General features: G+C 30.2%; 13 protein-coding genes. 4 read left to right on the forward strand and 9 right to left on the reverse strand.

Annotated elements, in window-relative coordinates; translation table 11 throughout:
* Positions 1-13: 13 nt before the first annotated feature.
* Positions 14-2290: a T9SS type A sorting domain-containing protein gene (locus tag AABJ49_RS07610; protein ID WP_338377586.1), complete on the reverse strand. Its 2277-nt coding sequence runs from the start codon at positions 2288-2290 to the stop codon at positions 14-16.
* 118 nt (positions 2291-2408) lie between these two features.
* Entirely contained in the window at positions 2409-3752 is a 1344-nt protein-coding gene (gene gdhA / locus AABJ49_RS07615; protein ID WP_338377588.1) for an NADP-specific glutamate dehydrogenase, read from the reverse strand.
* Positions 3753-4002: 250 nt separating this feature from the next.
* Between gdhA and AABJ49_RS07620 the strand changes: the two genes are divergently transcribed.
* Positions 4003-4761, forward strand: a complete 759-nt coding sequence (locus AABJ49_RS07620) for a glutamate dehydrogenase (protein ID WP_338377590.1) — start codon at positions 4003-4005, stop codon at positions 4759-4761.
* 69 nt (positions 4762-4830) lie between these two features.
* Here the strand turns inward: AABJ49_RS07620 and dgt are convergent, their stop codons facing one another.
* The 7 genes from dgt to AABJ49_RS07655 form a co-directional block, all read right to left on the reverse strand.
* Complete coding sequence (gene dgt, locus AABJ49_RS07625; RefSeq protein ID WP_338377648.1) at positions 4831-6174, reverse strand: dGTP triphosphohydrolase; 1344 nt, start codon at positions 6172-6174, stop codon at positions 4831-4833.
* Between the two features lie 13 nt (positions 6175-6187).
* Positions 6188-6634: a GNAT family N-acetyltransferase gene (locus AABJ49_RS07630; protein ID WP_338377592.1), complete on the reverse strand. Its 447-nt coding sequence runs from the start codon at positions 6632-6634 to the stop codon at positions 6188-6190.
* A 36-nt stretch (positions 6635-6670) separates the two neighbouring features.
* Positions 6671-7183, reverse strand: a complete 513-nt coding sequence (locus AABJ49_RS07635) for an RDD family protein (protein WP_338377594.1) — start codon at positions 7181-7183, stop codon at positions 6671-6673.
* Positions 7184-7186: 3 nt separating this feature from the next.
* Positions 7187-7411, reverse strand: coding sequence for a hypothetical protein (locus tag AABJ49_RS07640; protein ID WP_338377596.1), 225 nt, complete (start codon positions 7409-7411; stop codon positions 7187-7189).
* 441 nt (positions 7412-7852) lie between these two features.
* Entirely contained in the window at positions 7853-10291 is a 2439-nt protein-coding gene (locus AABJ49_RS07645; protein ID WP_338377598.1) for a ribonucleoside-diphosphate reductase subunit alpha, read from the reverse strand.
* 155 nt (positions 10292-10446) lie between these two features.
* The gene (locus AABJ49_RS07650; protein WP_338377600.1) at positions 10447-11424 is read right to left on the reverse strand and encodes a ribonucleotide-diphosphate reductase subunit beta; all 978 of its coding nucleotides are present in this window, start codon (positions 11422-11424) and stop codon (positions 10447-10449) included.
* A gap of 862 nt (positions 11425-12286) precedes the next feature.
* Complete coding sequence (locus tag AABJ49_RS07655; protein ID WP_338377602.1) at positions 12287-12853, reverse strand: DUF3109 family protein; 567 nt, start codon at positions 12851-12853, stop codon at positions 12287-12289.
* A gap of 173 nt (positions 12854-13026) precedes the next feature.
* Here AABJ49_RS07655 and AABJ49_RS07660 point away from each other — a divergent pair, with 173 nt between their 5' ends.
* The 3 genes from AABJ49_RS07660 to AABJ49_RS07670 are packed head-to-tail and all read left to right on the forward strand — an operon-like array spanning position 13027 to position 14427.
* On the forward strand, positions 13027-13599 hold the full coding sequence (locus AABJ49_RS07660; RefSeq protein WP_338377604.1) for a MarC family protein: 573 nt from the start codon (positions 13027-13029) through the stop codon (positions 13597-13599).
* A 12-nt stretch (positions 13600-13611) separates the two neighbouring features.
* Complete coding sequence (locus AABJ49_RS07665) at positions 13612-13812, forward strand: hypothetical protein (RefSeq protein ID WP_338377606.1); 201 nt, start codon at positions 13612-13614, stop codon at positions 13810-13812.
* A 6-nt stretch (positions 13813-13818) separates the two neighbouring features.
* Positions 13819-14427 carry an FAD-dependent oxidoreductase gene (locus AABJ49_RS07670; protein WP_338377608.1) on the forward strand — a complete coding sequence of 203 codons (609 nt, stop codon included), beginning with the start codon at positions 13819-13821 and terminating at the stop codon, positions 14425-14427.

The following is a 14427-nucleotide window of genomic DNA, read 5'->3' on the forward strand; positions in this document are numbered from 1 at the left end:
TTTAAGTTGAGAATTATCGAATAATCATAACTTTTTTGACTTTTGTTTCAATTCCGTCTTCAGCAGAAATAAAAATCATATATACTCCTGATGCAACTTTATATTTACCAAAAGCTGTTGTGTCCCATTCAATTGTTCCTCCTTCAGAAGTTGTTTCGTGAACTAAATTACCTTCAATATCTGTAATTTTGATGTTTGCATCATCAATTAAACCACTAATTTTTACTGTACCATTAAAATCTGGTCTTACTGGATTAGGGTAAACATATACATTAGATAAATCGTCACTTGCTTTAGTATTTACTCCTAGGAACGAAATCAAACCTTTGTCTGTTGCAAAAAACACTTCTCCCGTTACATCATCTATTTCAATATCTAAGATATTATTACTTGGTAATGGTGAATTAGTTTTTGTGAAGCGGTATAGTGTTTCCTGACCGTTTGGTGAAATAAGAAAAATTCCTGCACCAGCTATTGAAACCCATTTATTATTTGCACCGTCTACTGCAATATCAACTACTGATTGTTGGTAAAACAATTCTTGAGCTAAACCATCTTCTTCTATAATAATGGCATTTGCAACTAACTCTGTTTCATTAATAAATTTATCTACAGACAGCGTTCTAATTCCTCTAAAAGTTCCTATCCACAATAAATTTCGGTTATCAATAGCCAAGCATTTGACATCTATACTTGGTATATTACCTTCTTCAACATTAATTCTTATGAGTTTGTTATTATAATTTTCATTAAATGCTGTTAAAACATTTTTTCTAAATGACGGCATCCATTTTGTGCCATTTTTATCAACTACTAAAGGAGCATAATTTTCATAAACTGGCTCTATAAGTTGATTTTCAATATTATACGTTTGCCATTGCCCATTCGTTTTTAATACTTTTAATGGGTTTGCAACTAATGAATTTGTCATCCATATATTACCATTCTTGTCAAATGCTGGTCCATTGGGTCTAACAGAAATAAATCCAACAGCGTTTGGTACTTGTTGCACTTGTAGACCATTAGCACCTGTGTTAGTATGATCAAACAATGTTATTCCATTATTATTGATTTTTAATAAACCATTATGATAAGATGGAATATACAATTCATCTTCATTATTAGGGTTAACAACTATATTTGAAAGAGATTTGGCATCAAGTAGTTCACTATAAGGAATAATTTCCCAACCTTGATTATTTGAAAACTTACTTATTGGGTTTTCAGCATAATCTGGTTCGAAAAATCTATCATAACCACCATAAACTGCCCACAGAAATTTAGTTGTTTTTTTTATTCTAAAAATTTCATTTTGCTCAGGTCCGTCTGGTGAAAGTGCCTCAAAGGTCAAAGGATTTGACAATTGTGTTTGAAAAAGCCCGTCTTTTTTTGTACCTATAAATAAATTATCTTCAATTGTAACTGCACAAGTGAATAAATTTATATTATCTGGAATTTGCGTTATATGAGCAACAGAAGAAAATAAAATATCTAATACATAAACATGATTATTACAAGTTATGATTAAATTCTCCTCTGTAGCTAAAAACTTAATGCCTTGTTGTGGAAGTGGAAAAACATTTTGAAAAAAAGTACCATTATATCTATAAACATTATTATCAGCATTTAAAGCAACTAATTGATTATTAAAATTAGTTATACCTAACCAGAAACCTGTATCAAAAGTTGTCCATTGGTTATAATCAATAAGGTTTGGGTTCGTAATTGAGGCTTTTTTTATTCCGCTTGGACTTGTAACAGCATAAATTTCTCCATTAAAAACAGTAGTTTGAAGAATGGGTATATCTTGTCCACCTGTACCAATGTAATAAGTATCTTCAAATTCTAAATTTGATAATTTTAAAACTGTAATACCATAATCTGTTGAAATATATACTTTATCTTGATATTCATAAAAATGATTAATTTTTTTTGCGTTTGGTGGAACTGGCACTTCATTTATGATATCAACTTTATTTATTATTTTACCATCATCTTTAGTGATAATCAATAATCCGTTATCATTTCCAGTTAAGGTCAAATTATAATTTTGGCTATAAAAAACAGATGTAATTGTTTCTGGTTTAAATCCATCAATCGAGTTTTTTATACTCAAATCTCCAGAAATTATATTTTTTGAAAATAGTGCGTTTTCCGTAGCTGCAACTACTTTTGTATTGCCATAGCTTATATCAATAATTTCATTATAGGAATAGTATCCTTTCCAAAGTTGGTCGTTTTGAGAATAAGAAACAACCGTAAATAAAAGAAATAATAAAAGTTTTTTCATAGCAGGAAATCTTCCTTTTTTTAGCAAATATACTTATAAACGTTAAAACTACGTTTTTATGATAAAAAAAGCTCTTCAAATTGAAGAGCTTTTTTTTAGATTTATTTAAAAATTGTGGTTAAACTACGCCTTGAGCAAGCATAGCATCAGCAACTTTAACAAAACCTGCAATATTAGCACCTTTCACATAGTCAACATAACCATCAGAATCTGCACCATATTTAACACAAGCTTCGTGAATATTTGCCATAATATTTTTTAATTTTTCATCTACTTCTTCACTTGTCCAACTTAGACGTAAAGAGTTTTGAGACATTTCTAAGCCAGATGTAGCAACACCACCAGCATTAGAGGCTTTTCCTGGAGCAAATAAAATTTTAGCTTTATGAAATACTTCAATAGCTTCTGGAGTTGAAGGCATATTTGCTCCTTCAGATACACAGATACATCCGTTAGCGACTAAAGCCTTAGCTTCATCTTCATTTAATTCGTTTTGTGTAGCACAAGGTAATGCCACTTCACATTTAACTTCCCAAGGACGTTTTCCTTCTACAAATTTTGCATTAGGATATTTTTTTACATATTCAGAAATTCTTGCAAAATCCACATTTTTAATTTGCATGATATGAGCTAATCTTTCTGCATCAATACCGTCAGCATCGTAAATATATCCTGATGAATCAGACGCAGTAACTACTTTTGCTCCTAACTCAGTAGCTTTTTTAATAGCATATTGAGCTACGTTTCCAGAACCAGAAACGACAACTGTTTTTCCTTTGAAGCTATCACCTTTAGTTGCTAACATACTTTGTGCAAAATAAACATCTCCATAACCAGTTGCTTCTGGACGAATTAATGAACCTCCAAAAGAAATTCCTTTACCGGTTAATACTCCTGTAAATTCATTTCTAAGTCTTTTATATTGACCAAACATATATCCTACTTCTCTTCCTCCAACACCAATATCTCCAGCAGGAACGTCTGTATTTCCACCAATGTGTTTAGATAATTCAGTCATAAATGCTTGACAGAAACGCATAATTTCATTGTCTGATTTCCCTTTAGGGTCAAAATCAGCACCACCTTTTCCACCACCCATTGGAAGTGTTGTTAAACTATTTTTAAAAGTCTGCTCAAAAGCCAAGAATTTTAAAATACTTAAGTTAACCGATGGATGGAAACGAATTCCTCCTTTGTATGGTCCAATAGCTGAATTCATTTGTATTCTATATCCTCTATTTACTTGAGTTTTTCCAGAATCATCTGTCCATACTACTCTAAACATAATTACTCTTTCTGGTTCAACCATTCTTTCTAAGAGCATTTTGTTTTGATATTTTTTGTTTTCTTCAATAAAAGGGATAACTGTTTCAGCTACCTCTTTAACAGCCTGCATAAACTCAGGCTCATTTTGGTTTCTTTTAGCAACCGCATCAATAAATGATGAAATACTTGCACTCATAATAGTGAAATTTATATTAGAAAAAACGTTTTCGTAACCGTTGGCAAATATACATTTTATTGTAATAATACTATTGAAGTTTTATTAAATCTCCATAAAATTTAACTGATTTTTTGTAATTTGACTTGTAATTTGACTACACAGATTACCATTTGTTTAAATTTAGGCTCTTTTCAAGCCTTTTTTAGATTAAATTTTTAATTGTGTATATTGTTTTTATATATTTGTTGTTCAAAGTAATAAAACCCAAATGTTGAAAAAATTTATTATTCCGTTTTTTTTCGTTCTATTTATTGGTAATGAAATGCATGCACAATTTGGAAGAACATATCAAGAAGTTGGAATTATGGCAGGCCCTGTGTTTTTTAAATCTGATTATGGTGAGCGCGGAGATTTTGAAAATTTTTCAAAAAACATGGGATTTTCTGCAGGTGTCTTCTATTATTTTTCATTTATCGAAAATTACAGAAGTTTAAGAGAAAATTTCAAACTTAGATTGGATGCTTCATATATGAAAACCAATTTAGAACATTATGGCAAATATGTTGATCCGGCTAAAAACAGCTTGTTTGCCGAACAATTAAGAGCCATGCACGGTTCAACAAGCACCATTAATCTTGGTCTTCAAATGGAGTTTTATCCTTGGAAAACGGATGATTATAATAGAAGTACTGATTTCTCTCCTTATATGAGTTTAGGTGGTCAAATAGGTTACTTTACTTCAAAAGTTGAATCTGATTTAGGTCCAATTGGAACTTCATTAACAACACCCATTAAATATTCTAGTGGTACAAGAAACGATAGCAATCCAGTTGCTTCGTTAACATCTAGTATTGGAGTTAGATATCGATTAGATGATTATAACTCATTAATATTTGATTCAAGATTACAGTATTATACGTCTGATTGGGTTGATGGTATAAATCCTAATAGAAATGATTATCCTGAAAACAAAACCAATGATTATTCCTTAACTTTTAATTTTGGTTATGTTTATTATTTCAACTAAAAATCATTAAATTACAAAACATTAAAAAAAACTCTGAGGAAATTCAGAGTTTTTTTTAATGCTTGATAATCAATTTTTATTTGACTCAATTGTATTATATAATTGTAATGCTTTTCCGTCAGTTAGCATAGATACAAAATGGCAAATGTGTAGTAATCTATCGTACGCATTCTCTTTATGAAACTGATATCTTTCTGGTAAAACTTTCAAAATTAAATTATCATAATTTGAAGCTTTTCCTTCAATTTTATTGTTGTAAGCTGTGCAAAATTTATCTAACAACGTATTAATTACTTTATAACCAACTAATTCCTTTTCTATAACTTCTCTACTTTGATAGACATTTTTTATGCTGATTTGGATTATATCATTCATTTGAGCAGCATATTGACTTTTATCCATCAAAGCAAATGGAAATTCTCCTTTTAGTATTACTTCCTCGTTTTCAATAAAAATTTTTACTGCATCTTGAATTAAACTATTAATTGCCAAAGCTCTTAAATAACTAATTCTATCTTCTTTTGTAGTTAATGAATTGTATTTTTTTGAATCAATTCCGTTTTTGACAAGTTTTATTAAGTATTCTAAAGCAAATTCTTCTTGAATTAAACCAAGATTGATTCCATCTTCAAAGTCAATGATTGTGTAACAAATATCATCAGCTGCTTCAACTAAATAAGCCAAGGGATGACGTTCAAAACCAATATCGTTTCCTGATTTGTTTTTAATTAAACCTAATTCTTGAGCCACATCATTAAAAAATGTTTTGTCTTGTTGAAAGAAACCATATTTCTTATCGCAAATTCTAGACGTTGGTTTTTTAGGTAAACTCTCTTTTGGATATTTCATAAAAGCTCCCAAAGTTGCATACGATATTCGCAATGATCCTTCAACTCCTTCTCTCGAAGTTGTTAAAACAGAAAAGCCATTTGCATTTCCTTCAAAATCTATTAAATCTTGCCATTCTTTATCGGAAACTTTGTCTTTAAATTGTTGCCCGTTTCCTGTTTTGAAATATTCACCAATGGCTTTTTCTCCCGAATGACCAAAAGGTGGATTTCCAATATCGTGAGCTAATGAAGCCGCTGCAACAATTGCTCCAAAATCATTCATTTGATAACCGTGAATTTCTGACAAATAAGGATATTTTTCAATGATTTTTTTTCCGATTAATCTTCCTAAAGAACGTCCTACAACAGAAACTTCTAAACTATGCGTTAATCTGTTGTGAACAAAGTCGGTTTTTGATAACGGAATTACTTGGGTTTTATCTTGTAAACTTCTAAAGGCAGATGAAAATATAATTCTATCATAATCAACTTCAAAACCTAAACGTGTATCATCTTCTTCTTTTCGAAGTCTTTTACTTGTATCACCATGTCTTTTTAGTGATAATAGTTGTTCCCATTTCATCATTGGATATATTTTAAAATATTTTTTTCATGCATATGCTGCTCTCAACTCCTTCATATTGTCCATAATTTGGAATTATTTTGTATCCAAATTTCTTGTATAAAGCAATAGCATTTTCTAGTTTTTGTGAAGTTTCAAGTTGGCATGAAGTATAGTTTAATTCTTTAGTCCAACTTTCTAATTCGTTTAAAATTGTTGTTGCAATACCTTTTCCTCTTCCTTCTGGTACAACAAACATTCTTTTTATTTCTGCAATGCTAGGTTCTAATTCTTTAAATGCTCCACAACCTAATGGAATTTCATTTTCATAAAAAACCACAACATTTTCTATATAAATTTGATTGTACTGTGCAAAGAAATCCTTTTCATCACCATCAATATCAACTAGAAATTCATCAAACAATGCTGTTAATTTTTGAAAGTCTTTGTGGTCTGAATTTGTTCTATGCAACTTTGTCATGGATGTAAATCACTTTTTGTTATCAGTTTAGAAAAATTACATTTCTACACCAATTTCTGAAATGGAATTTCGACTATTTATTATTTCTTCATACTTCTTTACATCTACAACCACAGTATCTGTCCAGGTATCATGCCAACCTTTGTCATCATTTCCTAAAAATGATAAAAATTCAAAAGGAACAATTCTACTTAAGGTTCTCATTAAAACTTTGTCTGTACTAGCTTTTGAACCATCAATCATCAATACTTTTGTGTTAGTTATATATTTACCTATTGTTCTGCCATTAATGCTTTCAAAAGTTAAGTAATAGATAAATAAAAATAGGAAACCAATAAGATATTCAGTTATAGTATTTATGTTTTCCATGGCATAAAGTATATCTTCATTTCCAACATAATTAGCATAAATTGCCACAATAATACCCATACCAAATACCAGTACTATTCTTATAATGTAATCAATCACAAAATTAGCAAGTCGTTTGCCTTTTGAAGCTAACATATCATTTGTTATACGAACTTTTTCTGATTGTGTAGTTGTATACATAGATTATTCTTTATCGTTTGCTAAGAAAAATACTCTCGATTTTTTTGGATATTTATCATAGCTAATATCACTTGGGTTTTCAATTACAGTTTTTAAATTCACCTCATCACCTATTTTGAAATTTGAAATGGTGTATTTGTAATCTAATAAATATGGCCCACAGAAGAAATTTCCATCTGCATCTTGTTCGATTTTACCTGTATAAACTCCTTTTTTTTCTTTTGACATTTTTGCTACATTTTTATTTTTTCAAATGTACGAATTGAAATCCTAATATAATAAAACAGCCCTCAAATTAATGAAGGCTGCTTGTTTAGAATAAATTATTTATTCTTTTTGATAGGAAATTTAAAACAACTTCCGTCAGTTTTACAAATTCTTCTACCATTACGTGTTGTGATACATTTTCTGAAAATATAATCACAATCTTCACCATTTATTGGCTTCATAATTGAAAAATTAAATTTAACATTTTAGAAGCCCTTTTTTTTCCAAAAATGATTATATTTGAATCGCGAAACACAAATACTTTTTTGGATATTGAATAGAGCTTCAACTCTTTTATCAATATTTAAAATTTAAATCAAGACTCCTTAATGGGAGTCTTTTTTTTCTTATAAAAGGCTTCTTAATAGAAGCCTTTTTAATATTTAATTTTATCAATAATTTTTAAGAACCACACATTTCACAATCGTCTGGATCCGCATTTTTAGCTAATTCAATCATGGCTCTGTATTCTTCTGGAGTCATTTCAACAGGTTCGTTAACAACTGCAATAGTTTCTAATTGTTGTTTTACCAATGGTTTTTCAACTGCTTTTTGAGCTATTGGTTCAGCTTTTTTATCATTGTTTAACGTAAACTTAATGGCATCAACTGCTGCTTTTGTTCTTAAGTAATACATTCCTGTTTTTAAACCGCTTTTCCAAGCATAAAAATGCATTGAAGTCAATTTAGAATAGTTGGCATCTTGCATGAACAAATTCAACGATTGTGATTGGTCAATGAAATAACCTCTTTGACGAGACATATCGATAATATCTTTCATAGAAAGTTCCCAAACTGTTTTGTATAATTCTTTCAAATCTTCTGGAATATCAAGATTTTGAACAGAACCATTGTTTCTCATTAATTCTTGTTTCAATGTATCATTCCAAAGTCCTAAATCCACTAAATCGTGTAATAAATGTTTGTTTACCACAATAAATTCACCTGAAAGCACTCTTCTTGTATAAATATTTGAAGTATATGGCTCAAAAGCTTCGTTATTTCCTAATATTTGAGACGTTGAAGCGGTTGGCATTGGAGCTACTAAAAGCGAGTTTCTAACTCCGTTTTTCATTACTTCTTTTCTTAAGCTTGCCCAATCCCATCTTCCTGAAAGTTCTTCGTCATTGATGTTCCAAAGATTGTGTTGGAATTCTCCTTTAGACATTGGAGAACCTTCAAAAGTTGAATAAGGTCCTTCTTCGATTGCCATTTCCATTGAAGCTGTAACAGCTGCAAAGTATAATGTTTCGAAGATTTCTTGGTTTAATTTTTTAGCTTCATCACTAGTAAAAGGCATACGAAGTAAAATGAAAGCATCAGCTAAACCTTGAACTCCTAATCCAACTGGACGGTGACGCATATTTGAATTTTCTGCTTCTGGAACAGGATAATAATTTCGGTCAATTACTTTATTTAAGTTTCTTGTAACTCTTTTGGTTACTGTGAAAAGTAAATCGTGATTGAATTCACCATTTTCAACAAACATTGGTAATGAAATAGAAGCTAAATTACAAACTGCAATTTCATCTGGAGCAGTATATTCCATAATCTCTGTACAAAGATTTGAAGAACGGATTGTTCCCAAATTCTTTTGATTTGATTTACGGTTTGCTGCATCTTTGTACAACATATATGGAGTTCCTGTTTCGATTTGTGATTCAAGAATTTTTTCCCAAAGTTCACGTGCTTTGATAGTTTTTCTACCTTTTCCAGCAGCTTCATATGAAGTATAAAGAGCTTCAAATTCGTCTCCATACACATCACATAAATCTGGACATTCATTTGGACACATTAAAGTCCAAGTTGAATCTTCTTCCACACGTTTCATGAATAAATCTGAAGTCCACATGGCAAAGAACAAATCTCTTGCACGCATTTCTTCTTTTCCTGTATTCTTTTTCAAATCTAGGAATTCGAAAATATCAGCATGCCAAGTTTCTAAATAAATAGCGAAACTTCCTTTTCTTTTTCCACCACCTTGATCAACATAACGAGCTGTGTCATTAAAAACACGAAGCATTGGAACAATTCCGTTTGATGTTCCGTTTGTTCCTCTAATGTAAGAACCTGTTGCACGCACATTGTGAATTGATAATCCAATTCCACCTGCAGATTGTGATATTTTTGCGGTTTGTTTTAACGTATCATAAATTCCGTCAATACTATCATCTTTCATGGTTAAAAGAAAACATGAAGACATTTGAGGTTTTGGTGTTCCTGCGTTGAATAATGTTGGTGTTGCGTGCGTGAAGAATTTTTTAGACATTAAGTCATACGTTTCTAAAGCAGCTTCAATATCGTTAAGGTGAATTCCAATAGAAACTCGCATTAACATGTGTTGTGGTCTTTCAACAATTTTCCCGTTTATTTTTAATAAATACGAACGTTCTAATGTTTTAAAACCAAAATAATCGTAATTAAAATCTCTATTGTAAATGATGTAAGAATCTAATACCGCAGCATTTTCTTGAATAACCTTATAAACTTCTTCTGATAAAAGAGGTGCTTTTTTTCCTGTTCTTGGGTTTACATAATTAAACATTTCTGTTGCCGTTTCTGAAAACGATTTGGTAGTGTTTTTATGTAAATTTGAAACTGCAATACGAGCAGCAAGTTGAGCATAATCTGGATGAGCAATTGTCATTGAAGCAGCTGTTTCTGCGGCAAGGTTATCTAATTCTGATGTACTAACACCGTCATATAAACCTTCAATTACGCGCATTGCAACTTTTACTGCATCTACTAAATCATTTAATCCATAACAAAGTTTTTTAATTCTGTCAGTGATTTTGTCAAAACTAACTGGTTCTTTGTGACCATCTCTTTTTACTACGTACATACTCTTTCTTGTTTTTTGAAAATAGAAAATCCCTTCTCTATAATCGGGTTATTTGTAATATATGCTGAAAATATTTCAGTTTTTTTGAACCATTAAGAGAGTTAAGAAAATTAAGTCTTAATGAAGTTTAATTCCTTAATGGTTTGTTTTTTTAATTAAAAATCAGCGTCGAAACTAATTTTTTGAGCATCACCATCAGTATTCATTACACCTGCTTTTTGGTATTCTGCTACACGTTTTTCAAAGAAATTTGTTTTTCCTTGAAGCGAAATCATATCCATAAAATCGAATGGGTTTGAAGAATTGTAAACTCTCTCACATCCTAATTCTACTAATAATCTATCGGTTACGAACTCTAAATATTGTGTCATTAAGGTTGCGTTCATTCCAATTAAACTTGCTGGTAATGATTCTGTGATGAACATACGCTCAATATCTAAAGCATCCACAATAATTTCTTTGATACGTTCTTTTGGCACTTTGTTAATTAAGTGATGGTTGTGTAAATGAACTGCAAAATCACAATGCATTCCTTCATCACGAGAAATTAATTCGTTTGAAAATGTCAAACCTGGCATCAAACCACGTTTTTTCAACCAATAAATCGAACAAAATGAGCCTGAAAAGAAAATTCCTTCTACAGCTGCAAAAGCAATAAGTCTTTCAGCAAACGAATCTGATTCAATCCATTTTAAAGCCCAATCTGCTTTTTCTTTAATAGCTGGAAAAGTTTCAATAGCATGGAAAAGTTTATTTTTTTCTGCTTCATCTTTCACGTAAGTATCAATCAATAGCGAATAGGTTTCACTATGGATATTTTCCATCATGATTTGAAAACCGTAGAAAAATTTTGCTTCTGGGTATTGCACTTCATTTACAAAATTTTCGGCTAAATTTTCATTTACGATTCCGTCTGAAGCTGCAAAAAATGCTAAAACGTGTTTGATAAAATAACGCTCATCATCATTTAACTTGTTGTTCCAGTCAGATAAATCTTGATGTAGATCAATTTCTTCCGCTGTCCAAATACAAGCTTCTTGTTTTTTATACCATTCCCAAATATCTTGGTGTTTTATAGGAAAAATTACGAATCGGTCTTTGTTTTCTTGAAGTATAGGCTCTATAACTGACATTTGATAAAGTTTTGGAGATTTAGTTATGTTTTAACTGTTTACAAAGTTGGCAATTTATTGTTTGAAATGAAAGTCAAACTTATCCACAATCAAAGGAAGTTTTTAACAAAGAGTAAAAAAAGTCTTGCCAAAAAATTAATCGTAAAATATTGTTTTTCAATGCTTTACAAAACATAAAATTAAGTATAAAAACCTTGTAATCATCAGTAAACGCATTTGTTACGAGCGTTTTTTACTGTGAAGAAAATGTTAAAAATAAATTAGAAAAAAAATTTTTTTTCTTGAGTAAAATTTAAGTTTAAATATTAAAATGTATTAAGAAATTTAAAAAAAACTTATTAAATAATTAAAACTGAAATTGTTGATAATAAATATAAATTTAAGATTGCTATGACAAATTTAAATACTATTTTTGAATAAATAAAAAAACCGATATAATCTATAAAGACTATACCGGAATTTTAATTATTCTATCTTTCGATAAATAATTTCACTATGTCTATAATGAGTCGTCCAAAACCAACAATAGACGTAATGAGTTTCCAAAATTTGAGCCAAAGACCTTTTGAGTCTGAAGGCTCTTTTTTTATAAATTTCATTTGATACAAAGTTGGCAATTTATTGTTTGAAATGAAAGTCAAACTTATCGACAATCAAGGGAAGTTTTTAACAAATAGTAAAAAAAGTCTTGCCGAAAAAATATTCATAAAGACTTGTTATTCAGTACTTTATAAAAGTAAAATTAAGTATCAAAACCTTGTAATCAGCAGTAAATGCATTTGTTACGAGCGTTTTTAACTATGAAAAAAATGTTAAAAATATTTTGAGGAAAGGTAAATTTTAAATTCTAAAAAATAAGAAACTATTTTTTCATTTCTTGAGCTACTTTTTCTAATTCGTCATACCATTGTTGTCCAAACTTTCGAATTAAAGATTCTTTTAAAAATTTGTAAACAGGAACTTCTAATTCTTTTCCTAAGGAACAAGCATCATCGCAAATATGCCATTTATGATAATTTACAGCAGCAAATTCCGCATATTCTTTTACTCGAATTGGATATAAATGACAAGAAACAGGTTTTTTCCAATCAACAATTCCTTGGTTGTAGGCTTGTTCGATTCCACAAAGAGCTGTGTCTTTGTCAAAAATCACATAAGCACAATCTTTACCTTCAATTAATGTAGTTTCTGGTTCACCATCAAGTCCAACCACAGAAGTTCCTTGTTCTTCAATGGCTTTTATACCTTCTTTTCTTAAAAAGGGTTTTACTTTTGGATAAATTTCTTTCAATTTTTCAACTTCAGACTTATCTAAAGGTGCACCAGCATCACCATCTACACAACAAGCTCCTTTGCAAGCTGAAAGGTTACACACAAATTCTTTTTCAAGAATTTCTTCTGATATGATGGTTTTGTTTAATTGAAACATTTTTGATTTGTATTTTCGGATTCTCGGAAATTAGATTTTCAGAAAAACTTTATTTACTGCAAAGATAAGTAGATTTTCTGATAATAAATTTTTAGATTTTATTTTATAATGTATCGTTAAATAGAAATGTAGCATCTAACAATATTCCTATATTTGCACCAAATTTTACACAAATGTTTGATTGGAAAGAAATATTTACAATTAGTATGGTTCTTTTTGCGGTGATTGACATCATAGGGAGCATTCCTATTATTGTTGGATTACGAAGTAAAGTAGGCCATATTCAATCTGAAAAAGCGACTATTGTAGCAGCGATTATTATGATAGCTTTTTTGTTTGTTGGAGAAGAGATTTTAAAGCTTATTGGAATTGATGCTAATTCATTTGCTGTTGCTGGTTCGTTTGTATTGTTCTTTTTGGCATTAGAAATGATATTAGGAATTAATTTATACAAAGAAGATAATCCTACAACAGCTTCTATAGTTCCAATTGCTTTTCCTTTAATTGCTGGAGCAGGAACCATGACAACTATTTTATCGTTGAGAGCAGTTTATGACAAAATAAACATTATTATTGCCATACTCATTAATGTAGTTGTGGTTTATGGAGTTTTAAAATCTTCAGGTAAAATTGAACGTTTATTGGGTGTAAACGGAATTGGAATTATAAGAAAAATATTTGGTGTAATTTTGTTGGCTATAGCTGTAAAACTTTTTGCAGCCAACATAAAAGGATTGTTTGAATAAAATAAAAATAAGATGAAAATATTTAGTTACATAGTAATTGTGTTGTCCTTAGCCTTAATCATATTTAACTTTACAAAAGTTGATTTTGACAATCCATTTGAAGGGAATAGTACTGTTGCTCTAATTGGAATTGTTTCTGGGTTTTGTGCCATTTTTTTGATGTTGATTTATAGAATGTCAAAAATGGTTGATGAAAAAACAAAAGATAAATAAGAATTTATGTTTGATGTATTAATTATTGGTGGTGGTGTTTCTGGAGTTTCGTGTGCTTTACTCTTAGGTTCTGCAAAACAGAAACCATTTGCCATTGATAAAAAAATTGGAATCATTTCGCATCAAAAAGCTTCTTCTTTGCAAAATGCTGTTTTTAATAATGCTTATGGAATTACTCCAGGAAAATTAGGTTCAGAATTACTGGATGAAAGTTTGGAACATCTTCATAAACTTTATCCTCATGTAGAACAAATTGGAGGAGAAAAAGTATTACAAATTGAAGGAGAGATTGGTAATTTTACTATAACTACTAACAAGAATACTTACAAAACCAAATTTGTTACTATTGGAATTGGTGCTTCGAATCCTTTTTTAATTGAAGGTTTAGAAGAATTTGTAATTCCTCATAAAAAAGCAGCTCCAGAAAAAAATAGATTGCAATTAAAAAATAAAGATCATCTTGTAAAAGAAGGTGTTTATGCTATGGGGACTTTAGCTGGTCACAGAAGTCAACTTACGATTGCTGCAGGAAGTGGTGCAAGCGTTGCCACTGATATTCTAACTTTATGGAATGATGGAAAACCTGTTCAGGTTCATGATGCTTTGGGAAAATAG

The sequence above is a fragment of the uncultured Flavobacterium sp. genome (genome assembly GCF_963922255.1).
In the GTDB taxonomy this organism is placed as follows: Bacteria; Bacteroidota; Bacteroidia; order Flavobacteriales; family Flavobacteriaceae; genus Flavobacterium.